Source organism: Sanguibacter keddieii DSM 10542 (assembly GCF_000024925.1).
Taxonomy (GTDB): Bacteria; Actinomycetota; Actinomycetes; order Actinomycetales; family Cellulomonadaceae; genus Sanguibacter; species Sanguibacter keddieii.
Map to the genome: position 1 here is coordinate 2,411,791 of NC_013521.1, position 23,862 is coordinate 2,435,652.

General features: G+C 71.8%; 22 protein-coding genes. 9 read left to right on the plus strand and 13 right to left on the minus strand.

The genetic code is table 11. The annotated features are described in order from the left end of the window. Nucleotides 1-90 precede the first annotated feature (90 nt). The 6 genes from SKED_RS10630 to SKED_RS10655 all read right to left on the minus strand — a co-directional run bounded on the left by SKED_RS10630 (nucleotide 91) and on the right by SKED_RS10655 (nucleotide 7,651). The gene (locus tag SKED_RS10630) at nucleotides 91-906 is read right to left on the minus strand and encodes a TrmH family RNA methyltransferase (protein ID WP_012867155.1); all 816 of its coding nucleotides are present in this window, start codon (nucleotides 904-906) and stop codon (nucleotides 91-93) included. An 81-nt stretch (nucleotides 907-987) separates the two neighbouring features. Then, nucleotides 988-3,000 carry an ABC transporter ATP-binding protein gene (locus SKED_RS10635; RefSeq protein WP_012867156.1) on the minus strand — a complete coding sequence of 671 codons (2,013 nt, stop codon included), beginning with the start codon at nucleotides 2,998-3,000 and terminating at the stop codon, nucleotides 988-990. Continuing rightward, a complete protein-coding gene (locus SKED_RS10640) occupies nucleotides 2,997-4,730 on the minus strand; it encodes an ABC transporter ATP-binding protein (protein WP_042439065.1) in 1,734 nt (577 codons plus the stop codon). Before SKED_RS10640 ends, SKED_RS10635 begins: the two co-directional genes overlap by 4 nt. Nucleotides 4,731-4,916: 186 nt before the next feature. Further along, nucleotides 4,917-6,206, minus strand: a complete 1,290-nt coding sequence (locus tag SKED_RS10645; RefSeq protein ID WP_012867158.1) for an SPFH domain-containing protein — start codon at nucleotides 6,204-6,206, stop codon at nucleotides 4,917-4,919. A 64-nt stretch (nucleotides 6,207-6,270) separates the two neighbouring features. After that, complete coding sequence (locus tag SKED_RS10650) at nucleotides 6,271-6,765, minus strand: NfeD family protein (protein ID WP_245534549.1); 495 nt, start codon at nucleotides 6,763-6,765, stop codon at nucleotides 6,271-6,273. A gap of 67 nt (nucleotides 6,766-6,832) precedes the next feature. Beyond that, nucleotides 6,833-7,651: an ABC transporter ATP-binding protein gene (locus tag SKED_RS10655; RefSeq protein WP_012867160.1), complete on the minus strand. Its 819-nt coding sequence runs from the start codon at nucleotides 7,649-7,651 to the stop codon at nucleotides 6,833-6,835. 93 nt (nucleotides 7,652-7,744) lie between these two features. Here SKED_RS10655 and SKED_RS10660 point away from each other — a divergent pair, with 93 nt between their 5' ends. Continuing rightward, nucleotides 7,745-8,617: a hypothetical protein gene (locus SKED_RS10660; RefSeq protein ID WP_012867161.1), complete on the plus strand. Its 873-nt coding sequence runs from the start codon at nucleotides 7,745-7,747 to the stop codon at nucleotides 8,615-8,617. A gap of 135 nt (nucleotides 8,618-8,752) precedes the next feature. Here the strand turns inward: SKED_RS10660 and glgA are convergent, their stop codons facing one another. Then, the gene (gene glgA, locus SKED_RS10665; protein ID WP_042439067.1) at nucleotides 8,753-9,982 is read right to left on the minus strand and encodes a glycogen synthase; all 1,230 of its coding nucleotides are present in this window, start codon (nucleotides 9,980-9,982) and stop codon (nucleotides 8,753-8,755) included. Between the two features lie 57 nt (nucleotides 9,983-10,039). Between glgA and SKED_RS10670 the strand changes: the two genes are divergently transcribed. Then, nucleotides 10,040-11,278, plus strand: coding sequence for a glucose-1-phosphate adenylyltransferase (locus SKED_RS10670; protein ID WP_012867163.1), 1,239 nt, complete (start codon nucleotides 10,040-10,042; stop codon nucleotides 11,276-11,278). A gap of 108 nt (nucleotides 11,279-11,386) precedes the next feature. Further along, on the plus strand, nucleotides 11,387-12,091 hold the full coding sequence (gene serB / locus SKED_RS10675; RefSeq protein ID WP_012867164.1) for a phosphoserine phosphatase SerB: 705 nt from the start codon (nucleotides 11,387-11,389) through the stop codon (nucleotides 12,089-12,091). 121 nt (nucleotides 12,092-12,212) lie between these two features. Here serB and SKED_RS10680 read toward each other — a convergent pair whose 3' ends face one another. From SKED_RS10680 to fabG, 3 genes are all read right to left on the minus strand, one after another. Next, nucleotides 12,213-12,737, minus strand: a complete 525-nt coding sequence (locus SKED_RS10680) for a SixA phosphatase family protein (protein ID WP_012867165.1) — start codon at nucleotides 12,735-12,737, stop codon at nucleotides 12,213-12,215. A 4-nt stretch (nucleotides 12,738-12,741) separates the two neighbouring features. Then, nucleotides 12,742-13,512 carry an enoyl-ACP reductase FabI gene (gene fabI, locus SKED_RS10685; protein ID WP_012867166.1) on the minus strand — a complete coding sequence of 257 codons (771 nt, stop codon included), beginning with the start codon at nucleotides 13,510-13,512 and terminating at the stop codon, nucleotides 12,742-12,744. Nucleotides 13,513-13,575: 63 nt separating this feature from the next. Further along, nucleotides 13,576-14,271: a 3-oxoacyl-ACP reductase FabG gene (fabG, locus tag SKED_RS10690; RefSeq protein ID WP_281042560.1), complete on the minus strand. Its 696-nt coding sequence runs from the start codon at nucleotides 14,269-14,271 to the stop codon at nucleotides 13,576-13,578. Between the two features lie 318 nt (nucleotides 14,272-14,589). Between fabG and SKED_RS19020 the strand changes: the two genes are divergently transcribed. The 3 genes from SKED_RS19020 to SKED_RS10705 are packed head-to-tail and all read left to right on the plus strand — an operon-like array spanning nucleotide 14,590 to nucleotide 16,345. Next, nucleotides 14,590-15,093 carry a DUF3099 domain-containing protein gene (locus SKED_RS19020; protein ID WP_012867168.1) on the plus strand — a complete coding sequence of 168 codons (504 nt, stop codon included), beginning with the start codon at nucleotides 14,590-14,592 and terminating at the stop codon, nucleotides 15,091-15,093. Then, nucleotides 15,090-15,335: a hypothetical protein gene (locus SKED_RS10700; protein WP_012867169.1), complete on the plus strand. Its 246-nt coding sequence runs from the start codon at nucleotides 15,090-15,092 to the stop codon at nucleotides 15,333-15,335. The genes SKED_RS19020 and SKED_RS10700 overlap by 4 nt, the downstream gene beginning before the upstream one ends. Further along, entirely contained in the window at nucleotides 15,332-16,345 is a 1,014-nt protein-coding gene (locus tag SKED_RS10705; protein WP_143755714.1) for an SURF1 family cytochrome oxidase biogenesis protein, read from the plus strand. Before SKED_RS10700 ends, SKED_RS10705 begins: the two co-directional genes overlap by 4 nt. A gap of 67 nt (nucleotides 16,346-16,412) precedes the next feature. Here SKED_RS10705 and SKED_RS10710 read toward each other — a convergent pair whose 3' ends face one another. Both SKED_RS10710 and SKED_RS10715 read right to left on the minus strand, forming a co-directional pair. Further along, complete coding sequence (locus tag SKED_RS10710) at nucleotides 16,413-18,485, minus strand: DEAD/DEAH box helicase (RefSeq protein WP_012867171.1); 2,073 nt, start codon at nucleotides 18,483-18,485, stop codon at nucleotides 16,413-16,415. Nucleotides 18,486-18,802: 317 nt separating this feature from the next. Beyond that, the gene (locus tag SKED_RS10715) at nucleotides 18,803-20,401 is read right to left on the minus strand and encodes an ABC-F family ATP-binding cassette domain-containing protein (protein ID WP_012867172.1); all 1,599 of its coding nucleotides are present in this window, start codon (nucleotides 20,399-20,401) and stop codon (nucleotides 18,803-18,805) included. A 244-nt stretch (nucleotides 20,402-20,645) separates the two neighbouring features. On the opposite strand from SKED_RS10715, the gene SKED_RS10720 reads away from it, so the two are divergent. Genes SKED_RS10720 through SKED_RS10730 form a run of 3 tightly spaced genes read left to right on the plus strand, consistent with a single transcriptional unit; the run spans nucleotide 20,646 to nucleotide 22,734 of the window. Beyond that, a complete protein-coding gene (locus SKED_RS10720; protein ID WP_012867173.1) occupies nucleotides 20,646-21,284 on the plus strand; it encodes a biotin transporter BioY in 639 nt (212 codons plus the stop codon). After that, nucleotides 21,281-22,021, plus strand: coding sequence for an energy-coupling factor ABC transporter ATP-binding protein (locus SKED_RS10725; protein WP_012867174.1), 741 nt, complete (start codon nucleotides 21,281-21,283; stop codon nucleotides 22,019-22,021). Before SKED_RS10720 ends, SKED_RS10725 begins: the two co-directional genes overlap by 4 nt. Beyond that, nucleotides 22,018-22,734, plus strand: a complete 717-nt coding sequence (locus tag SKED_RS10730; RefSeq protein WP_245534550.1) for an energy-coupling factor transporter transmembrane component T family protein — start codon at nucleotides 22,018-22,020, stop codon at nucleotides 22,732-22,734. The genes SKED_RS10725 and SKED_RS10730 overlap by 4 nt, the downstream gene beginning before the upstream one ends. 49 nt (nucleotides 22,735-22,783) lie before the next feature. Here SKED_RS10730 and SKED_RS19025 read toward each other — a convergent pair whose 3' ends face one another. Beyond that, nucleotides 22,784-23,812 carry a nuclease-related domain-containing protein gene (locus tag SKED_RS19025; protein WP_169310143.1) on the minus strand — a complete coding sequence of 343 codons (1,029 nt, stop codon included), beginning with the start codon at nucleotides 23,810-23,812 and terminating at the stop codon, nucleotides 22,784-22,786. Nucleotides 23,813-23,862: the final 50 nt, after the last annotated feature.

Below are 23,862 nucleotides of genomic sequence, written 5' to 3' on the forward strand. Positions count from 1 at the left end.
ATCGACTCGAGCCTGCCATCTGGACCGCGGGCCTGCAAGGTCAAGGGCACGCCATCATCGGGTCATGACGGCCGGTCGCTCGGCCGTCTTCTATCGTGTCGCGTAGAACACCACAGCCGCACTGGCCGCCACGTTCAACGAGTCCACTCCCCCGGCCATCGGGATCTTCACCACCGAGTCGACCGCCTCTAGCGTCTCCTGCGCCAGGCCGTGGCCCTCGGTGCCGAAGATGAACGCCGTCTTCTCGTTCTTCTGCTCGACGAACTCGTCGAGGGTCACCGAGTCGTCCGACAGCGCGAGCGCCGCCACCGTGAACCCGGCTGCCTGCAGCTCACCGATCCCCGACGGCCACGGGATCCGCGTCCACGGCACCTGGAAGACCGTCCCCATGCTGACCCGCACGCTCCGCCGGTACAACGGGTCCGAGCACCGCGGCGTCACCAGCACCGCGTCGACACCCAGCGCCGCAGCACTCCGGAACGCAGCACCGAGGTTCGTGTGGTCGACGACGTCCTCGAAGATCGCGACGCGGCGTGCTCCCTCGCCGCCTCGCGCGCCCGCCAGCAGCTCAGCCACGCTCGGCTCGACCGGTCGGTGCATCGCGGCGAGCGCTCCGCGGTGCAGGTGGAAGCCGGTGATGTCCTCGAGCAGCTTCGGCTCGCCGACGAACACCGGGACGTCGGGCCACTGCTCGACGACGTCGGCCATCGACTCGACCCACTTCTCGGCCATGAAGAAGGACCGCGGGCGCAGACCCGCGGCGAGTGCACGGCGGATGACGTTGGAGCTCTCCGCGATGAAGAGGCCCTTCTCGGGCTCGTGCTTGGAGCGCAGCACGATGTCCGTGAGGTTCGTGTAGTCGTCGAGGCGCGGGTCGGTCGAGTCGGTGATGGGGATGAGAGGCACGGGACCATTCTCCCCGACGACAGAGCCCGCCCGGCCTCACGGCCGGACGGGCTCTGCATCACCTAGGACAGACGTCGTGCGTCAGTCCTCCGCCCCCGCGAACTGGCTCTGGTACAGCCGTGCGTACGCCCCACCAGACGCGAGCAGCTCGTCGTGCGAGCCCTGCTCGACGATGTCGCCGTCCTCCATGACGAGGATGACGTCGGCGTCGCGGATGGTCGAGAGCCGGTGCGCGATGACAAAGCTCGTGCGGCCCTGGCGCAGGGCGTTCATGGCCTTCTGCACGAGCACCTCGGTGCGGGTGTCGACCGAGCTCGTCGCCTCGTCGAGGATGAGGATCGGCGGGTCGGCGAGGAACGCGCGGGCGATGGTGAGCAGCTGCTTCTCGCCAGCGCTCACGCTGCCGCCCTCGTCGTCGAGCACCGTCTCGTACCCGTCGGGCAGCGTCCGCACGAAGGAGTCGACGTGCGTCGCGGTCGCGGCCTCGAGCAGGCGCTCCTCGGACACCTCGCCGGTCGCGCCGTACCGGATGTTGTCGGCGATGGTCCCCTTGAACAGCCACGTGTCCTGCAGCACCATCCCGATGCTGGAGCGCAGCGCGTCGCGCGTCATGGTCGACGTGTCGACGCCGTCGAGGGTGATGCGCCCGCCGTCCACCTCGTAGAACCGCATGATGAGGTTCACGAGGGTCGTCTTGCCGGCACCCGTCGGCCCGACGATCGCGACCGTCTGGCCCGGCTCGGCGACGATCGACAGGTCGGTGATGAGCGGGACGTCCGGCGAGTAGCTGAACTTCACGTGCTCGAAGGCCACGCGACCCTGGACGGTCTCGACGCGGGCGGGCTCGGCCGGGTCGGGCGTCTGCTCGTCGGCGTCGAGCAGGTCGAAGACCCGCTCGACCGACGCCACACCGGACTGCAGCAGGTTCATCATCGACGCGACCTGCGTGATGGGCTGCGTGAACTGGCGCGAGTACTGGATGAACGCCTGAACGTCACCGAGCGTCATGGTCCCCGACGCCACGCGGAGCCCGCCGACCACGGCGACGATCACGTAGTTGAGGTTGGCGATGAAGCCCATCGCGGGCTGGATGATCCCGGAGATGAACTGTGCCTTGAAGCTCGACTCGTAGAGCCCGGCGTTCTCCTGCTCGAAGGTGTCGATGGCGGACTGCTGGTGGCCGAACACCTTGACCAGGGCGTGCCCGGAGTACATCTCCTCGATGTGCGCGTTGATGGTGCCCGTCGCGGCCCACTGCTTGATGAACTGCGGCTGCGAGCGCTTGGCGATCATCGCGGTCACGAGCACCGACAGCGGCACCGTGATGAGGGCGACGACGGCGAGCAGCGGCGAGATCCAGAACATCATGGCGAGCACGCCGATGATGGTGAGCAGCGAGGTGACCAGCTGGGACAGGGTCTGCTGGAGGGTCTGGGCGACGTTGTCGATGTCGTTGGTGACGCGCGAGAGCACCTCGCCGCGCTGCTGCTTGTCGAAGTAGCCCAGCGGCAGGCGGTTGATCTTGGACTCGACCTCGGCGCGCAGCCGCAGCACGGTGTTCTGCACCACGACGGCGGTGAACCGGCCCTGCAGCCACCCGAAGAGGAACGAGCCGACGTAGACGGCGATCACGCCGAACAGCACGTTGCGCAGCGCCGTGGTGTCCAGGCCCTGCCCCGGGGTGACGGTCATGCCGGACACGAGGTCGGCGAAGGTGTCGTTCCCCTGCGCACGCAGCCCGGCGACGGCCTCGGCCTGGGTGGAGCCGGCGGGCAGCTGCCGGCCGATGACCCCCTCGAAGATGATGTTGGTCGCGTTGCCGAGCAGCTTGGGGCCGAGCACCGACAGCGTCACCGACACGACGGCGAGGACCGTCACGACGACCACCCGCATCCGCTCGATGCGCAGATACCCGGCGAACCGCTTGAGCGACCCGGTGAAGTTCATGGCCTTCTCGGTGGGCATCCCCATGCCGCCCATCGGGCCACCGGGGCGGCCGCGTCCGGCGCGAGCGGGAGACTTCGTGGGTGGGGTCACCTCGCCCACGGGCTCTTCCGAGCTGCTGCGGGCCGGTCCTCCGGTGTGCGCGCTCATGCTGCCTCCTCCGCCGAGAGCTGGGAGAAGACGATCTCCTGGTAGGTCTGGCACGTCTCGAGCAGCTCGTCGTGCGTACCCTGGCCGACCACGCGGCCGTTGTCGAGGACGACGATCTTCTCGGCCGTGCGGATGGTCGCGACGCGCTGCGCGACGAGCATCGTCGTCGCCCCTCGTGTCCGTGGCGCGAGCGCCCGTCTGAGCGCGGCGTCGGTCGCGTAGTCGAGGGCGGAGAAGGAGTCGTCGAAGAGGTAGATCTTCGGCTTCCGGATGAGCGCGCGGGCGATCGCGAGGCGCTGTCGCTGCCCGCCGGAGAAGTTCGTGCCACCTTGGGCCACCGGCGTCTCGAGGCCCTCGGCGAGGTCACGGACGAAGTCGGCGGCCTGCGCGACCTCGAGGGCGTCCCACATCTGCTCCTCGGTAGCACCCTCGAGCCCGTAGGCGAGGTTCGAGGCGATGGTCCCCGAGAACAGGTAGGGCTTCTGCGGCACCATGCCGATGTGCGCCCAGACGTCCTGGCCCGCGGCGTCACGGACGTCGACACCGTCGATGCGCACCGCACCGCCCGTCGCGTCGAACAGGCGTGGGACGAGGTTGATCAGCGTCGTCTTGCCGGAGCCGGTCGACCCGATGATCGCGGTGGTCTCCCCCGGCTCTGCCGTGAAGGTCACGTCGCTGAGCACCGGGTCCTGCGCACCCGGGTAGCGGAACTCGACGTGGTCGAGCTCGACGCGTCCGGAGACCGACCCGATGGCCACGGGGCTGGTGGGCTCGACGACGCTCGACGCGGTGTCGAGGACCTCGGTGATGCGCTCGGCCGACACGGCCGCGCGGGGCACCATCATGAAGATCATCGTGGACATCATCACGGCCATGAGGATGTACATGATGTAGCTGAGGTAGGCGGTGAGGGCACCGATCTGCATCTCGCCCGAGTCGATGCGCTGGGCCCCGAACCACATGACCGAGACGCTCGACAGGTTCATGACGAGCATGACGACGGGGAACATCAGGGCCATGAGCTTGCCGACGCGCAGCGACGTGTCGTACAGCTCGGTGTTCGCGACCTCGAAGCGCTGCTCCTCGTGACGCTCGCGCACGAAGGCACGGATGACGCGGATGCCGGTGATCTGCTCGCGGAGGACCGAGTTGATGCGGTCGATGCGCTTCTGCATCTGCCGGAAGTACGGGACCATCCGCGAGATGATGAGGCCGACGGTCACGCCGAGCACCGGCACGATGACGATGAGCAGGCTCGAGAGCCCCACGTCCTGGCGCAGCGCCATGATGATGCCGCCGATGAGCATGATCGGCGCCATGACCATGATGGTCAGGCCGAGCATGACGACCATCTGCACCTGCTGGACGTCGTTGGTGGTCCGGGTGATGAGCGACGGCGCACCGAAGCGGCCGACATCCTGGCCGGAGAAGCTCTGGACCGTCGTGAACAACGACGCGCGCACGTCGCGGCCGAAGCCCATCGCGGCGCGTGCGCCGAAGTACACGGCCGTCACGGCGCAGACGATCTGCCCGAGGCTCACCATGAGCATGAGCGCACCGATGCGGATGATGTAGCTGGTGTCGCCGGTGGTGACGCCCTTGTCGATGATGTCGGCGTTGAGGCTCGGCAGGTAGAGCGACGCGATGGTCTGCACCAGCTGGAGCACCATGACGAGCACGAGCGCTGACGTGTAGGGCCGCAGGTGGGCTCTGAGCAGCTTGAGGAGCACGGACATCCTCGACTTTCCCCGTAGGACGCCCGAGGGCCACGCCCCGGGCTGACAGATGGTCAGTGTGCTGACCATCTGTCAGCCTACGGTGCGTGGCCCTCGGTGCACCCCGCAGAAGGTCCTGGTCCGCTCAGGGCGGACGGACGACCGCGGGGGCGGTGGTGTCGTGCGGTGGTGCTGCCGCGACTACTGCTGCGGCGGCTGCCCCTGCCCTGGGGCCGTCGGCGGCGTGGGCGGGGCGGGCGGCGTCGCCGGCTTCTCGAACGCGTCCGGCGCGGGCGGGGCGAACCGCGCCCCGCCGCCCTCGGAGCCGAGGGTGCGCGGCGCCGTCGGTGCGGAGCCGTGCGACCCGGAGGGCTGCTGGCCCGCGGACCGGGACGGGTCCGTCGGGGACCCCGAGTGCGTGCCGGCGCTCGTCGCGTCGGCGGTCGCCGCCTCGGCGAGGCGACGTGCCTCGGCCAGGGCCTGCGTCGGGTCCTCGAGGGCCGAGGTCCGGGGGTTGGTCGCACGCTCACGACGTGGGCGCGGGCTGGACCCGTCGCCGTCTCCGCCACCGTGCGAGCCACCACCGTGGTCACCGTCGCCGGAGTCTCCGCCGAAGCCCTTGGTGATCGACCCGAGGGCCGCCGTGAACTCGGTCGGGACGATCCACATCTTCGACGAGGTGCCGTTGGCGATCTGCGGGAGCATCTGCAGGTACTGGTAGGCGAGCAGCTCCGGCGACGCGTCACCCTCGTGGATCGCGTCGAAGACCTGGAGGATGGCACGCGCCTCACCCTCGGCGGTGAGGATCGCGGCCTGGGCGCCACCCTCGGCGCGGAGGATCGCGGCCTGCTTCTCACCCTCGGCGGTGAGGATCTGCGACTGCTTGAAGCCCTCGGCCGTGAGGATCGCGGCGCGACGGTCACGCTCGGCGCGCATCTGCTGCTCCATCGAGCCCTGGATGGACTGGGGCGGGTCGATCGACTTGAGCTCGACACGGTTGACGCGGATGCCCCAGCGGCCGGTCGCCTCGTCGAGGACGCCACGCAGCTGGCCGTTGATCTGGTCGCGGCTGGTGAGGGTCTGCTCGAGGTCCATGGACCCGATGACGTTACGGAGCGTGGTGACGGTGAGCTGCTCGATCGCCGTGATGTAGTTCGCGATCTCGTAGACGGCCGACTTCGGGTCGGTCACCTGGAAGTACAGGACGGTGTCGATGCTCACGACGAGGTTGTCGGAGGTGATCACCGGCTGCGGCGGGAACGACACGACCTGCTCGCGCAGGTCGACGCCGGCGCGCACGCGGTCGATGAACGGGATGAGGAAGTGCAGACCGGCGTCCATGGTGCGCGAGTAGCGCCCGAGGCGCTCGACGATGAGCGAGGCGGTCTGCGGGACGACCCGGACAGCACGTGCCAGGGCGATGATGAAGAACAGCGCGATGAGCGCTGCGATGACCAGGCCGATGATCTGGCCGTTGTTGCCATCGTTCATGAGGGTCCTCTCGAGGTGCAGTGGGTCATGGTGCGGTGGGTGGTCACGTGCTGCGCTCCGCCTGTCACAGGACGGGCGGTGCGCCGGGTGAGCTGTGGGGGGCCTCGACGGCGTCTACGACAGCCGTCGCGCCCTCGATGCGGACGACGCGGACGTCGGTCCCCGGGGAGAAGGTCACGGCGCCGAGGGACCGGGCGGTCCACACCTCGCCGAGGAGCTTGATGCGCCCGCCGGTCTCGCCGACCTCGGACACGACGGTCCCGACGCGACCGGGGAGCGCGGCGGCGCCGGTCTCGACGAGGGGCTCGCGCTGGCGGAGGTACTTGAGCAGCCACGGGCGCAGGGCCAGCAGCAGGAGCGTGGACACGACGCCGAACACGACGATCTGCCCGACGAGCCCGAGGCCCAGGGCGCTCGCGATGCCAGCGGCGATCGCGCCGCCGGCGAACATGATGAGGACCAGGTCGAGGGTGACGACCTCCACGACCACGAGGAGCAGCGCTGCTCCGATCCACCAGTACCAGTCCATGGGTGCCTCCGCTCCGTCAAAGCCGAACATGGCTTTGCCGAAACTTTACGCTATCGAGCCCAGTCTGGCGCGGTGGCCCGCGGGGAGAAGTCCCCGGTCAGTCGGCGTGGCCGCCGCTGCGGGCCGGCTCGACCTGGGCCGCGCGAGCAGACCAGCGGTCGCCTGTCCGGCTCACCTCGAGCGGCAGGCCGAAGGCCTCGCTCAGGTGCTCGTCGGTGAGCACCTCGGCGATCGGCCCGGCGGTGTGCACGCCGCCGTCGCGCATGAGCATGACGTGCGTGAAGCCCGGCGGGATCTCCTCGACGTGGTGAGTCACGAGGACCAGCACCGGCGACTGCGGGTACGCGGCGAGCTCGGAGAGGGCGCCGACGAGCTCTTCGCGCCCGCCCAAGTCCAGGCCGGCCGCCGGCTCGTCGAGGAGCAGCAGCTCGGGGTCGGTCATGAGGGCGCGGGCGATCTGCACACGCTTGCGCTCGCCCTCGCTCAGGGTGCCGAAGCGACGGTCGGCGAGGTGGTCGACCCCGAAGGCCGCCAGCAGGTCCGTCGCGCGGGACACGTCGAGGTCCTCGTAGGACTCGCGCCAGCGGCCGGTCACGGCGTAGGCGGCGGTGAGGACCACGTCGGAGACGACCTCGGAGGCGGGGATGCGGTCCGCGAGCGCCGCGCTGGCGAGGCCGATGCGCGGCCGGAGCTCGAAGACGTCGACCTTGCCGAGCTGGGTGTCGAGGATCTTCGCGACGCCCTTGGTGGGGTGCATGCGGGCCGAGGCGATCTGCAGGAGGGTCGTCTTGCCGGCTCCGTTGCGGCCGAGGATCACCCACCGTTCGCCCTCGGCGATCTGCCACGACACGTCGTCGAGGATGTTCTTCTCACCGCGGCGGACAGAGACGTTCTCGAGGTCAAGCACCCAGGTCATGGTCACCGACCTTATCCGCTCCCCGGGGGTGACGCCGACCGTGCCACGCCGCCAGCGCGCCCTGCGGCGCACGGGCGGCGTAGTTTTGTCGTCGTGACCTCGCACGCCTCGCGCCCCACCCGTCCCGACCCGGGGGCGATCGTCCCCCGCTCCGCCTCGCTCGCTCTGTGGTTGTGGGCCACGGTGCGGCCCGACGACGCGCCCGCCGCGGTGCGGACCGTCGTCGACGACGACGAGCCGCACCGGCTGGTCGAGGTGCCGCCGGACGGGCTGCCGGCCGCGGACCTCGAGGAGCTCTTCTCGGTGTGGGCGGGCCGCGTGCGGTCCGCCGCGGCGATCTTCCCCGGTCCGGGTGACGCGATGGGGGCTCCGGCGCCGATCAGCCCGATCGCGATCGACGCCGAGGAGTGCGTGCTCGTGACGGTCGCGGCCGGGCCGCAGGCGCCGGGTGCCGGCGTGGTGCCTCCCGGGCCGGACGCGCCGGAGGTCTTGGAGCACTGGGCCCTGGTGCCCGAGGTCGAGCGCTTCGGCTCGGTCCTCGAGCCCGGGCACCTCGTCACGTGGACGGTGGCCCGGATCGAGACGTGGGAGCACCGCACACTCGGGGTGGTCGGCACGCTCGACGACGCGCAGCGCCAGCTGCGCCTGGGGCTGCGCGAGGCGACCGAGGCCCTCATGGAGCTGGACGTCTCGCGCTGGCGGGAGGACGCCGCCGGTGTCATCGCGTCGCTGCGCGAGCCCGTCGACCTCCGGTCGGTGCTGCCGCGGGACGTCGACGCCCGCCGGGCCGAGGTGTTCCAGTCGGCCGCGCGGCTGCGCGCCATCGTGGACCTCGCGACGGCGGACGACGGCGGCGCGGTCAACCTGTGGCAGGCCGACCAGCGCTCGACCGCCCTGCGCGAGGTCGACCGTGCGGCACGCCGCGCGATGTCCGCCGCCACCCTGCACGTCCCCGACGGAGCCTGACCCCGCACCAGGTCGCACCACCAGGCTCGAGGTCGCACAGTCACGCCAGACACCCCCGATTCAGAGGCAGATCTGGCGTGTCCCTGCGACCTCGCGATCAGGCGTGCGACCTCGCGGGGCCAGCAGCTGGTGTGGCTAGCGCGCCGCCCACTGGTCGAGGACGGTCTGGTAGACCTCGAGGGTGCGGTCGGCGATGGCGTCCCACGCGAAGTGGTCCTCGACGCGCTTGCGGGCGGCCACGCCCATCGCGGCGGCACGCTCGGGGTCGGTGACGACGTCGGTGAGGGCCTTGGCCAGGTCGGCGACGAAGCGCTCGGGGTCCGTCGGGGTCCCCGTGCCGTCCTGCACCTGGTCGATGGGCACCAGCAGGCCGGTGACGCCGTCGTCGACGACCTCGGGGATCCCGCCGGTCGCGCTGCCGACCACGGGCAGGCCCACGGCCATGGCCTCGAGGTTCACGATGCCGAGCGGCTCGTAGACGGAGGGGCACACGAACACGGTCGACGCGGCGAGCACGGCGACGAGGTCGGGGCGCGGGAGCATCTCCTCGATCCACACGACGCCCTCGCGGCGGGACGAGAGCTCGGCGACGGCCGTGGCCACCTCGGTGGCGATCTCCGGGGTGTCGGGGGCCCCGGCGCAGAGGATCAGCTGGACGTCCTCGGGCAGCCGGTCCGCCGCCTGGAGCAGGTACGGCAGGCCCTTCTGCCGCGTGATGCGACCGACGAACACCACGGCGGGACGCTCCGGGTCGATCCCGAGCGCACGCACGACGGAGTCGGCGCGCACGGCCTCGTCACCGGTGGGTCGGACCCATCCGTCGAGGTCGATGCCGTTGTGCACCACGTGCACCTTGGCCGGGTCGACGTCGGGGTAGGACCGCAGGATGTCGGCGCGCATGCCGGCGCTCACCGCGATGATGCCGGCGGCACCCTCGTAGGCGGTCTTCTCGGCCCAGCCGGACAGCGCGTAGCCGCCGCCGAGCTGCTCGGCCTTCCACGGGCGCAGCGGCTCGAGGGAGTGCGCCGAGAGCACGTGCGGGATCCCGTGCAGCAGACCGGCGAGGTGCCCGCCGAGGTTCGCGTACCAGGTGTGGGAGTGCACGAGGTCCGCGCCGGCCACGTCGCCCGCCATGGCGAGGTCCACGCCGAAGGTCGCGAGCGCCGGGTTGGCTCCCTCGAGGTCCGGCGGTGGCGCGTACCCGGTGACGCCCTCCTGGGCGTCGTCACCGGTCCGGGGGCCGTCGAAGCAGCGGACGCGCACGTCGACGCGGCTGCGCAGCACGGCCGACAGCTCGGCGACGTGGACACCAGCCCCGCCGTAGACGAACGGGGGGTACTCACGGGTCAACAGGTCGATTCTCACGTCGACACGGTAGCGCTTCTGGGTGCATCCGGGGGCGCGCGGCCCTAAGGTCATGGCATGGCAGCCCCTAAAGTTCTCGCGATCGTCCTGGCAGGCGGCGAAGGCAACCGTCTCAAGCCGCTGACGGCGCACCGCGCAAAGCCAGCCGTCCCCTTCGGCGGCATCTACCGACTTGTCGACTTCGCGCTCTCGAACCTCGTCAACTCGCACTACCTGCACATCGTCGTGCTGACCCAGTACAAGTCCCACAGCCTGGACCGCCACATCTCCAAGACGTGGCGGATGTCGGCGCTCCTCGGCAACTACGTGGCACCGGTCCCCGCACAGCAGCGGGTCGGCAAGCACTGGTACCTCGGGTCCGCCGACGCCATCTTCCAGTGCCTCAACATCATCGAGGACGAGCGCCCCGACATCGTCGTGGTGGTCGGCGCCGACCACGTGTACCGCATGGACTTCTCCCAGATGGTGGACGCCCACATCGCCTCGGGCGCCGAGCTCACGGTCGCCGGCATCCGCCAGCCGATCGCCCTCGCCACCGAGTTCGGCGTGATCGACACCGACCCGGCCACCCCCGACAAGATCCGCGCCTTCCTCGAGAAGCCTGCCGACCCGGTGGGCCTCGCCGACTCCCCCGGGGAGATCCTCGCGTCGATGGGCAACTACGTCGTCAACGCCGACGCGCTCGTCGAGGCCGTCACCAAGGACGCCGACAACCTCGAGTCCCGGCACGACATGGGCGGCGACATCGTCCCGTACTTCGTCGACCGCGGGACCGCCGGCGTCTACGACTTCATCCGCAACGACGTGCCCGGCTCGACCGACCGCGACCGCGACTACTGGCGCGACGTCGGGACCATCGACTCGTACTACGAGGCCAACAAGGACCTCATCGCGGTCACCCCGGTCTTCAACCTCTACAACCACGAGTGGCCGCTGCACACCGGCTACGTCGGCCTCCCCCCGGCCAAGTTCGTGCACGCCGGTGCCGGTCGCCTCGGCCACGCCGCCGACTCGATCGTGTCCCCCGGTGTCCTCATCTCCGGCGCGACGGTCGTCGGCTCGGTGCTCTCCCCCGGGGTGCACCTGCACTCCTGGGCGGCCGTGTCGGACAGCGTCCTGCTCGACGACGTCCAGGTGCACCGGCACGCCCAGGTCCACCGGGCGATCGTCGACAAGAACGTCATCATCAAGGAGCGCGCCCGCGTCGGCCTCAACGCCGATGAAGACCGCGCCCGCGGCTTCACGGTCACCGAGTCCGGCATCACCGTGGTCCCCAAGGGGACGATCGTCGAGTAACCCGCACCGCCGGAGAGGGGCCGCTACTCTCCGCCCCCCTCTGACCGAGCCGCGTCCGCTGTGCGGGCGCGGCTCGGTGCGTCCCGGGGTCCCGCCTAGGCTGGTCCGGTGACCGAGACTCCCGCACCCCTGTCCGCCGCCACCGCGGAGCCCGTCGAGGGCACCGCCACCGCGCCCTCCCCCCGCCGTCTGGTGGTGATGGACGTCGACTCGACGCTCATCACTCAGGAGGTCATCGAGCTCATCGCGGCTCACGCCGGGACGCAGGACCTCGTGGCCGCGGTGACCGAGCGGGCGATGCGGGGCGAGCTGGACTTCGCCGAGTCGCTGCGCGAGCGCGTCGCGACGCTCGCCGGGGTCCCCGTCACGGCGCTCGACGAGGTCCGCCGGACGACCACCTTCACCCCGGGCGCGCGCGAGCTCGTCGCGGAGTGCCACCGGCGCGGCTGGGTGGTCGCGCTGGTCTCGGGCGGCTTCACCGAGGTCGTCGCCCCGCTCGCCGCGGAGCTGGGCATCACGCTCTTCCGCGCGAACCACCTCGAGGTCGTCGACGGCGTGCTCACGGGCAGGACCACCGGTCAGGTGGTCGACCGGGCGTACAAGGCGCAGACGCTGCGCGAGCTCGCCGAGCAGGAGGGCGTCGCGATCGAGCACACGGTCGCGATCGGCGACGGCGCCAACGACCTCGACATGATCGCCGCTGCCGGCATCGGCATCGCCTTCGCGGCGAAGCCGGTCGTCCGGGAGCAGGCCCCCTACTCGGTCGACGGGCCGCGCCTCGACGCGGTGCTCGAGATCATCGACGCGGCCTGACACCGACCGCCACGGCCTCGCGCGAGCTCGCGCGACACCAGCCCAGCACGACGAAGGACCGGGACCGATGCCCTCGAGGCGTCGGTCCCGGTCCTTCGTGCTGCTGCGGGGCCCGTGAGCCTCAGTCCGCGGCGCGGACCAGACGGACGAGCGTGCCGGTGCGCCGGCCCCAGGCGTCCCACGGGACGTCGGACTCGACGACGGAGTACGAGGCGGTCGGCACGCCGACCTGCACCTGACGCAGCGCAGCAGAGTCCGAGTCCGGCCCCGCGAGGTGCTCCGCGACAGAGGACATGATCGGCTCGTGGCCGACCACGAGCACCGTGCGGACCCTGTCGTCGACGGCCGCCACGAGGGCGAGCACCTGCGCGACGTCAGCCGTGTACAGGTCGGCGGTCACGGTGACCTCGGGCTCGACGTCGCCGAGCCCGGGGCGCACCAGGTCCCACGTCTGGCGGGTGCGCACGGCGTCCGAGCACAGCACCACCTCGGGGAGCACCTCGGCGGCCGCGAGGGACCGTCCGACCGCGGAGGCCTGCGACCGGCCCTTGAGGGCGAGCGGTCGCAGGACGTCCGGCACGGTGCCGCCCGGCTCCGCCTTCGCGTGGCGCAGCAGGACCAGGCGGCGCACCGCGGTCGTCGTCACCGGGCTACAGGCCCATGGCGTGCACGCCACCGTCGACGTGGACGATCTCACCGGTGGTCGCGGGGAACCAGTCGGAGAGCAGGGCGGCGACGGCGCGCGCGGTCGGCTCGGGGTTGGTCTGGTCCCAGCCGAGGGGAGCGCGCTCGGGCCAGCCGCCCTCCATCTTCTCGAAGCCGGGGATGGACTTGGCCGCGGTGGTGCGGATCGGTCCGGCCGAGACGAGGTTGACGCGGATGTTGTCGGCGCCGAGGTCACGGGCGAGGTAGCGCGAGGTCGACTCGAAGGCGGCCTTGGCGACGCCCATCCAGTCGTAGACGGGCCAGGCGAAGCTGCCGTCGAAGGTGAGGCCGACGATCGAGCCGCCGCCGTTGGTCATGAGGGGCTTGGCCGCGACCGCGAGGGACTTGAGCGAGAACGCCGAGACCTCGAGGGCCGTGGCGACGTCCTTCCACTCACCGCTGAGGAAGTTGCCGCCCATGACGGACTGCGGGGCGAAGCCGATCGAGTGGACCACGCCGTCGATGTGGTCGACGTGCTCGCGCACGTTCCCCTCGAGCGCGGCGAGGTGCTCGTCGTCGGTGACGTCGAGCTCGACGACCGGCGCGGCCTCCGGGAGACGCTTGGCGATCGCCTGCGTGAGGCGGAACTGGCGGCCGAAGGACGTCAGGACGACCTGGGCGCCTTCCTGCTGCGCGAGGCGCGCGACGTGGAACGCGATCGAGTGGTCCGTGAGGACTCCCGTGACGAGCAGCTTCTTACCTTCGAGCAGGCCCATGCCTGATCCTTCCGACGGAGGGGTGGTACGAGAAAGAGGTGCGAGGAGACGGTCTGGCTCGGGTCAGTGACCCATGCCGAGGCCGCCGTCGACGGGGATGACGGCGCCGCTGATGTAGCCGGCGTCGGGCGAGGCGAGGAAGAAGACCGCGCCGGCGACCTCGTCGGGCTCGGCGAACCGGCCCGCGGGGATCGACGCCTTGTAGGCCTTCTGGCGCTCCTCGGGGAGCTCGGCGGTCATCGCCGTGTTGATGAAGCCCGGGGCGACGACGTTCGCGGTGATGTTCCGCGAGCCGATCTCACGGGTGATCGAGCGGGCCATCCCGACGAGCGCAGACTTGGAGGCCGCGTAGTTGACCTGCCCCGCGCCGCCGAAGAGGCCGATCACGGAGGAGACGAGGACGATGCGCCCGCGGCGCATCTTGATCATGCCCTTGGACGCGCGGCGCACGCAGCGGAAGGTCCCGGTGAGGTTCACGTCGACGACGCTCTCGAACTCCTCGTCGGTCATGCGCATGAGCAGCTGGTCGCGGGTGATGCCCGCGTTGGCCACGAGCACCTCGACCGGGCCGAGCTCGGCCTCGATCGCCGTGAACGCCGCGTCCACGGCAGCGGTGTCGCTGATGTCCGCGACGGCGCCGAAGACGCCCTCGGGGAGGTCACCGCTGCGGTAGATGGTGGCCACGCGGTCACCGGCCGCGACGAAGCGCTCGGCGATCGCACGACCGATGCCGCGGTTCGCGCCGGTCACGAGGACCACGCGTGAGGTCTCAGTCGTCTCAGCCGCTGCCACAGGTCCTCCAAGGTGATGGTGCTCTGGTCGTGCGCCGGTCTCGAGCCGCAGGTCTGCGCGTGCGGCTGAGCGTCGGCGCGGCCCCGAACCGTACGGAGCCTGCGTCAGAACGGTAGCCGACCCGGGGTCGCGCCGGGGCGCAGGAATCCTCAGGGCGACGGGCCCACGCTAGTGGGAACCCTACAGAGTGTGGGGGTCCTGTGCTGGTCGGACAGCCGTTCTGCTGTGCCCGGCCGACAAAGATCGTGAGGGGCGTCACGAGCCCATCGCGCGTAAACTCGAGAGGTGAAGACTCCTGGCACCCGCGGGCGCTCCGAGCACCGTGACGAGGTGTACCGGATCACGAACGCCGCCGACTCCCTCCGGCAGGACCAGTCCCGCCGCGCCAAGCGATACCTGATCCAGATGGGTCTCCGCCTGGTCTGCTTCGCCGGCGCGTTCTTCGCCGACGGGTGGCTCATGTGGGCGCTGCTGGCCGGCGCCGTCCTGCTCCCCTACGCCGCCGTCATCAGCGCCAACGAGACGCGCACCAAGGGCCAGGAGACCGAGGGCCCGCTGATGGAGTACTACCAGCTGCCGAGCGCCGAGGGCGCGACCGGCCCCATGGGGCCGAGACCGGCCGCTGCGCCCGAGGAGCCGCCGTCGTACGTCTACGTGGTGGACCCGGAGGGTCCGGCCGACGGCACGACGCCCCCGACCACCCCTGAGCCGGGAGAGGATGGGACGCGAGGACCTGCGCCGGACGACGACGCCGGGACCACCGCACCGCACGAGGAGAAGCGCCCATGATCGACCTGCTCGGCCTCGCCGACCCCATCTCCGACGACCTCGTCTGCAGCGGCAAGGGCTGCCGCGCCGAGGCCCGCTGGGGTCTGCTGTGGAACAACCCGAAGATCCACACCCCCGCGCGCCGCAAGGTGTGGCTCGCGTGCGACGACCACCGCGAGCACCTCGAGACCTTCCTGGACGCCCGCGGCTTCCGCCACGGCACCGTCCCCGTCACCGACCTCGAGCAGCAGCCCGCGCAGTGACCGACGCCCCGCCCCCCGCACCGACGGCTCCCGCACCCGCGACGCCCGCCCCGGACGCACCCCGGGTGCAGCTGCGGACCCCGCGGCAGTGGGTCTCGCTCGCCCTCGGCGTGGCCCTGCTGTTCACCGGGTGCGTGCTCGCCGGTCGGTGGCAGTGGAACCGGCACGTCGACCGCGACGCGCAGATCGCCGTCATCGAGGCCAACTACGCCTCGCAGCCCGTGCCGATCGACGAGCTCCTCGACGGCCCCGGCGACGTGGTGCCCGCCTCCGAGGCGTGGCGCCAGGTCACCGTGACCGGGCGTTACGACGCGGACAAGACCGTGCTGCTGCGCAACCGTCCCGTCGAGGGCCAGGCGGCCTTCCACGTGCTCGTCCCCTTCGTCACCGACGAGGGCACGGTGATCGTGGTGAACCGCGGCTGGGTGCCCTACGGGGCCGACAGCGCGACTCCGGCCTCGCTGCCCGCTCCCCCGTCGGGCGACGTCGAGCTCACCCTGCGGCTGCGCGCCGACGAGCCCGCCGCGGACAACGGAGCCCCGCCCGGGCAGGCGCAGGCCATCAACACCGCCCAGGTGCTCGCCGCCGGGCCCGACGGGGCCGCGTGGGCGCAGGGCCGCACCTACAGCGGCTACGGCGTCCTGGCCGCCGAGGACGGCCAGCCCGTCCAGGGGCTCGGGACGCCTCCCGTGCCGGACACCGATCCCCGCTCCCACCTGTCCTACGCCTTCCAGTGGTGGGTCTTCGCGGTCGGCGGCGTCGCCGGGTTCCTCGTGCTGATCCGCCGCGAGCGACGGGACGCCACGCTCGACGCCCTCGGCGACCTCCCGCACCCCTTCGCGGCGCTCGGCGACCAGGACCGGGGGCGCGAGCCCGAAGCGGGTGGCGACGCCGGCACGCACGGCCAGCGCGGCGCGACCAGGTCTCCGGGTTCCTCGGCCCGCCGACGCGGGCGGCAGAGCGCCGAGGAGATCGAGGACGCGCTCATCGACTCGAGCTCGACCCGCTGACACGCGCCTCTCGCACGGTCGACGCCGGGCCCGCGGACGGACCCGGCGACGCCCCGCGGGGCTCTGCTCAGACCACGGGGTCCGGGCGCAGCGCGTCGGTGAGCTGCCCGACGAGGGTGTCGAGCTGCACGCTGGTCGACGACGTGAGGTCGTCCTCGTCCGCGCCGTCGAGCGCGCGGGCCGCGAGCCCGGACTTGCTGTCGATGAGCTCGGCGATCCTCGAGTCGACCGTCTGCGCGGCGATGATCCTCCACGCCGTGACGGGCTCGGCCTGGCCGATGCGGTGGATGCGGTCGATGGCCTGCGTCTGCTCGGCGTAGGTCCACGACAGCTCGGCCAGCACGAGGTTCGACGCCACCTGGAGGTTGAGGCCCACCCCTGCGGCGGTGAGCGAGCAGACCACGACCTGCACCTCGGGGTCCTCGACGAAGGCGGTGATGTTCTTCTCCCGCACCTTCGGCGTCTGGTCCCCGCGGATCGACGCGTACCGGATGCCGCGGTCGGCGAAGAGCTGCTCGGCCTGGTCCATGACGTCCACGTGCTTGGCGAAGAACACCACCTTGCCGACGCTGCGGGCGAGCTGCGCGGCATAGTCGGCGGCGGGCCCGGCCTTCGCCTGGCCGATCCGGCGGACCATGGTGAACACGTTCTCGCCCCCGGCCTTCGAGGTGGAGTCCTTGAGCTCCGCCGCGGCGACCCGGCGGACGAGCTCGTGGTCGATGCCGTCGAGACCGACCTCGTCCAGGGCGGTGCTGCCGGTGCGCATCTCCAGCGCGGCCCGGTAGCGCTGGACCAGCCGGTCGGTGAGGGCGGCCTCGGCGGCACGGATCGAGCGGCCGGCCGCTCCGTCGAGCTCGACGGGGAGGTCGGCGACCCGGCGCGCCGGGATGTCGGCGACCACGTCGATCTTGCGGCGGCGCACGATGCCCATGTCGATCACGCTGGACCGTGCGGCGGACGCGAAGCCCGGGTCGGCCGGGGTGAGCCCGGTCTCCTCGAGGGAGGCCTCGAGCGCCCCGAGCGGCACGGTGTCGTCGATCCAGCCGAGGAACTGCCAGATCGCCCGGAAGTCCTCGATGTCGTTGATGAGCGGGGTGCCGGTGAGGGCCATGAGCAGCGGCCGGGTGACCCGGGTGCGGATCCTGTCGGACAGGGCGCGGACGTGCTGGGACCGCTGGGAGGTCTTGTTCTTGATGAGGTGGGCCTCGTCGACGACCATGCCACGGAAGCCGAGGTCGCCGAGCCAGCCGATGTGCCGGTCGAGGAGCTCGTAGTTGACGATCACCACGTCGGCGAAGCCGTCCATCTGGTCGCCGTCGCCGTGCACCACGGTGGCCCGCCGCGACGGCGTCCACAGCGCCACCTCGTGGGCCCAGTTCGCCTTGACGACGTTGGGGACCACGACCAGCAGCGGGTAGGCGTCGGCGGCCTGTGCGGCGAGCAGGGCCTGCGCGGTCTTGCCGAGCCCGGGCTCGTCGGCGAGCAGGAACGTGCGGTGACCACGAGCCGCGGCCGTGATGACCTGCGCCTGGTGCGGCATGACGTCGCGGCCCCGCGGGACGGGCACCGGACGGGGGTCGGGCAGGGGCATGCAAGCCGGTGCACCGGTGGCGGCCACCTCGAAGGACCGGAAGAGCGGCTCGAGCAGCTCCCAGCCGGACAGCCGGCGGGCACGCGGCGCGGCGCGCTGGGCCGCAGCCTCGAAGTCCGGGGCCAGGAAGGGGTTCGCCATCTGGCGCGAGACCACCGAGCGGGGCACCACCTGGGCCGAGGAGCTGAACGTCGGCGTGGTCGGGACCACGGGCGCGGGCGCCTCCTCCGGCTCGGGTGGCTCCATCCCGGCGGCCAGCAGCACCTTGCCACGGAGCGTGCGGGCGGCCTCGGAGACCCGGGCGTCGTCCGCTAGCAGCGCGAGGAGCGACGTGTCTCGCGCAGCCGTGCGCGCCAGCATGGTCGCGACGCCGTCGAGGCGCTTGAGCTCCTCGGTGCGTCGGGCCGCGGTCAGCGTCGTGTCGGTCTTGAGACGGGCACGCTCCTCGCGCACGAGCAGCGCGACGACCTGGAACTTGGTGCGGACCGTCGGGCTGGCGGGCGGCCGCCGGACCGCGACGTCGACGTCGCGGGCGACGTCGACGAGCACCGAGACGAGTCCCTGCGGGGTCCGGCGCTGGGCGCGGCGGCGCTGGGCGTCGGGCGCACCCTGCGTGCGCTTGCTGCCCTGCGCGCGCTGACCACCCGTGGCCCGCTGCCCGCCCTGGGCACGTCCAGCGCCCTGGGCGCCCTGGGACCGTCGAGCTCCCTGGTCACCTTGGGCTCCCTGGCCCTCCTGAGAACCCTGGGCTCCCTGAGAGCCGTGCTCGCCCCCGGACCGTCTCTGGCCTCGTCGTGCCACGTATCACTCCTTGTCGTTCACCGGACGCCGGCTGAGGGGCGGCGTGAGCAGGGACGGGCGGAACGTCAGGCGAGCTCGATGAGCTCGGCGTAGGAGTCGTTCCAGTGGTCCTCGTCGCCGTCGGGCAGCAGCAGGACACGCTCGGGCGAGAGCGCCTCCACGGCACCGTGGTCGTGGGTGACCATGACGACGGCGCCCTCGTAGGTCTTGAGCGCCCCGAGGATCTCGGCCCGCGACGCAGGGTCGAGGTTGTTGGTGGGCTCGTCGAGCAGGAGCACGTTGGCGCCCGAGACGACGATCGTGGCGAGCGCCAGACGCGTCTTCTCACCGCCGGAGAGCACGTTGGTGCGCTTCTCGGCGTCGTCCCCCGAGAAGAGGAACGACCCGAGGACGGAGCGGACCTCGGTGTCGCTGAGGTCCGGGGCGCTGTGCCGCAGGTTCTCGACGACGGTGGCGTCGAGGTCGAGGGTGTCGTGCTCCTGAGCGTAGTACCCGAGCTTGAGACCGTGGCCGGGGTTGACCGTCCCGCTGTCCGACTCCTCGACACCCGCCAGGATGCGCAGCAGCGTCGTCTTGCCGGCTCCGTTGAGGCCGAGGATGACCACGCGCGAGCCGCGGTCGATCGCGAGGTCGACCCCGGTGAACACCTCCTGCGAGCCGTAGGCCTTGCTGAGGCCCGACGCCGTGAGCGGCGTCTTGCCGCAGGGCGCGGGGGTCGGGAAGCGCAGCTTGGCCACGCGGTCGCTCACGCGCTCGCCCTCGAGGGACGACAGCATGCGCTCGGCGCGCCGGATCATGTTCTGGGCGGCGACGGCCTTGGTGGCCTTCGCGCGCATCTTCTCGGCCTGGACGAGCAGCACGCCCGCCTTCTTCTCGGCGTTCGCGCGCTCACGGCGTCGACGACGCTCGTCGGTCTCGCGCTGCTCGAGGTAGGCGTCCCAGCCGAGGCTGTACTGGTCCATCTCGCCGCGGTTGGCGTCCAGGTGGAACACCTTGTTGACGGTGGCGCGCATGAGCTCGGTGTCGTGGCTGATGACGATGAAGCCGCCGGAGTACGACTTGAGGTACTCGCGCAGCCACATGATCGAGTCGGCGTCGAGGTGGTTGGTGGGCTCGTCGAGGAGCAGAGTGCCCACGCCGGAGAAGAGGATGCGGGCGAGCTCCACGCGGCGGCGCTGACCACCCGAGAGCGTGCCGAGCTGCTGCTCGAGGACACGCTCGGAGAGACCGAGGTTCGAGGCGATGCGCTCGGCCTCGCTCTCGGCGGCGTAGCCGCCGGCTGCGGTGAACCGCTCCTCGAGGCGCGGGTAGCGCTCCATGGCGGCCATCTGCGTCTCTTCGTCTGCCGAGGCCATCTCGCCCTCGGTGTCGCGCATCTGACGGACCAGCTTGTCGAGGCTGCGCGCCGAGAGCACGCGGTCCATGGCGATCATGTCCATGTCGCCGGACTTGGAGTCCTGCGGGAGGTAGCCGATGTCGCCCGTGCGGGTGATCTGGCCGCCGGTGGGCTGCGTCTCCCCCGCGAGGGTCTTGGTGAGGGTCGTCTTGCCGGCACCGTTGCGGCCGACCAGCCCGATCCTGTCGCCAGGTGCGATGCGGAAGGACGCCTCTTCGAGGAGCACGCGGGCTCCGACTCGAAGCTCGACGGCATGGGCAGAGATCACAGGTAGTCCTCCGTAGGATGCCCACAAGACCCGGGGTGAGTCTTGGGGGCGGGCACAAACGCCACCGATCTTATCGGTGTATAGGCTTCCGACGGCACCTGATATCGCCACGGGCTGACCGTGACGGCCTCACCAGGTCTGCCGACCGGCTCCGACGACAGTCCTCTCTGAGGCCTCGGGCGGATGCTGGGCTGGACAGCGGGCGAGGAGTTCGCTGCATCACACCTGCGACCGTGAGGCACCGATGAGCGGCACGACGACCGGACCGACCGAGGAGCAGCCCGCACCCCTGGGTGAGCGACGGGGCCTCACGAGGTCGAGCACCGCGACCGACGTCGCCCTCGTGGCGACCTTCGCGGCACTGCTCGCGGTCTGCTCCTTCCTCAGCATCGGCATCGGTCCGGTGCCCATCACCCTGCAGACCTTCGCGGTGCTGCTCTGCGGCGCGGTCCTCGGTCCGTGGCGCGGGCTGCTCGCGGTGCTCCTCTACTTCGCGGTCGGCGTGGCAGGCGTCCCCGTGTTCTCGCTCGGGGTCTCCGGCCTCGTGATCTTCACCGGCGTCTCCGCCGGGTACGCCGTCTCCTTCCCGCTCGTGGCCGTCGTCGTCGGGCTCCTCGTCCGGGCGGTCCCCGCCCGCGCCGGCCAGGCCCTCCGCAGCGCGCTCGTGATGCTCGCCTGCGTGGTCGCGACGGTCTTCGTCGTGTACCCGTTGGGGATCGTCGGGCTCATGTGGCGCGCCGACCTCACCTTCGGCGCGGCCTTCACCGTCAACGCGGCTTTCGTGCCCGGCGACCTCCTCAAGTGCGTCGCCGTGGGGATCGTGGCGACCGCCGTGCTCCGCGCCTTCCCGTCCCTGGCGACCGGCTCGCGGCGACACACGTGATCGAGCTCGACTCCGTCTCGGTCTCCGTGCCCGCGAGCGCCGGGGCACGCCGAGGCCAGGACCAGCCCGACGAGGTCACGATCCTCCAGCCGACGACCCTCACGCTCACGGAGCGCTCGGTGGCCGTGATCGGCGCGAACGGCTCCGGCAAGTCGACGCTGGCCCGCCTGCTCAACGGGCTGGTCCTGCCGACCCGCGGCTACGTGCGTGTCGACGGCCTGGACACCCACGACGACGGCCGGGCGGTCCGCAGGCTCGTCGGCTTCGTGTTCTCCGACGCCGAGGCCCAGCTGGTGATGCCGACGCCCCGTGAGGACGTCGCCCTGTCGGTGCGCCGGACCGGCGTCGAGCGCTCCCGGCGTGCGGAGCGGGTCGAGGAGGTGCTGGCCTCGGTCGGCCTCCTGCACCTCGCGGACGTCAGCGTGCACGCGCTCTCGGGAGGGCAGAAGCAGCTGCTGGCCCTCGCCGGGGTGCTGGCGACCGAGCCGCGCGTCCTCGTGTGCGACGAGCCGACGACGCTGCTCGACCTGCGCTGGCGCACGCACGTGACCGCGCTGCTCGGGCGCCTCGAGCAGCAGGTGGTCCACGTGACCCACGACCTCGACGCCGCGCTCCTCGCCGAGCGGGTGCTGGTCGTCGACCACGGGCGGGTCGTCGCGGACGGGGCGCCCGACGAGTCCGTGGCGGCGTACCGCGCGCTCATGGCCACCCGGGTCGGCACCACGGACGAGCCGTGACGCCAGGACCGTCGGACAGCAGCAGCGGGGTGGCGCGCCAGCCCCGCCGCCGTGCACCCCGCACCCGGTGGACGGGGCCGCTCGGCCTCTACTCCCCCGGTTCGACGTGGCTGCACCGCCTGAGCCCTGGGTGGAAGATCCTCACCCTCGCCGTGCTGTCGGTCGCGCTCACCGTGTGGCGCACGCCTGCCGTCGCCCTCACGGCGCTCGGGGTCGCCGTGCTCCTGCTCGTGGTGAGCGGGGCGCCGCTGCGCCAGACCGCACGGGCGCTGCTGCCCGTGACGCTCGTCGCGGCGCTGCTCGGGGTCTTCCAGTGGTGGTCACGCGACCTGTCCGCGGCGGTCGCCGTGTCGGGGACCCTGCTCGCCCTGGTCGTCACCGCGACCGTCGTGACGGTCACCTCGCCCGCAGACCGGGTGCTCGACACCGTCGTGCGGGCCGCCGGGCCGCTGCGTCACGTGGGGCTGTCCCCGGAGGTGGTGGGGCTCACCGTGACGCTCATGCTGCGCTCTGTCCCGCTGCTCGTCGAGCTCGCGTGGGAGGTGCGCGACGCGGCCCGGGCCCGCGGGCTCGAGCGGTCGCCGCGCGCCTACCTGGTGCCCTTCGTGCTGCGCACCGTCGCCCGCGCCCACCGCACGGGCGACGCCCTCGCCGCGCGGGGGATCGTGGACGGGGACGACGTCGAGGAGAGCCGCAGGAGGCCTAGGACCTGAGACGGGACCTCGCCGGCGGAGGACGCCCTCCAGCGGCCGCTCTTCCCCGTCAGCCCGTGGGCTCAGGTCCCGGCTCGACCGGTGCGGGGAGAGCAGGCTCGGGCGTCGAGGGCGTGAGGAACGTCGAGACGACCGTGGGGCCGTGATCGGACCACCACTCGAGGGCGTGCGGCACCGCCACGAGAAGCCCCACGACCATCCCGACACGCACCAGACCGCCCACCAAGGTTCGTCCTCGGCGCTGGTCGCGCTTCCTCGCCGACGGTCGGCGCCTCGGCGGCTGCCCAGCCGCCCGCGTCCTCGCCGGGGCGGGGCTCGACCGTCCCGCACCCGTCCGTCCTCGCCCTGTCGGACGAGCAGGCTCCGAGCGCACCGTGAACCCGGCCCTCGCGAGGGTCTGCGTCGCGAGGTCGGCCGACGTGAGCACCTCGGGCGACCTCGGGCCGCCGAGATCTGTCGCGAGGAACCGGGCGACGTCGGCGACCTCGTAGGCGCTGAGCCGCAGGGGCAGCGACACGAGGTGCTCGACGAGAGCGGACCGTCCGACGACGGTGGTCTGGCCGAGGACCACCGGCTCGACGTCCTGCGCGACGAGGCACAGCACCGGGTGCACGGCGCTGCGGTGCGCCGCGGCGAGCCGTGCGCCGACGGCGGTCGTGGCTGTCGTGGCGGAGGTCGTCTCGCGCTCCCGCGAGTACCCGTTCTGCCGCAGCACGCCGTCGCGGACCACGACCTCACCCGTCCAGTTCTTGGCGTCGACCACGACGACGCCACCGGGGCCCACGGCGATGTGGTCGATGTTGGCCTTCGGCCGGCCGGGCCAGTGGACGTCGTGCAGCGAGACCCAGCCGTACCGCTCGAGGAACCCGAGGGCCTGCGCGACGAGCCGCTCACCCTCGGCGCCCTGGGAGTAGGTGCGGAGCCGCCGTTCGGCCTGCCGCAGCTGCTCGGCGACGGCGGCGTCCGCGCCTTCGCCCATCGCCTGGTCCTCGCGCAGCCGCGCGGCCCGTCTCGACGCGCGCGAGGCCAGCTCCTCGGCCCCGGCACCTGGCAGGTTGGTGTCGTGTGATTCCCCCATGGTCGGTGCATCGGCACGACCTGCCGTGGACCTGAGCACCTGCCGGCGGC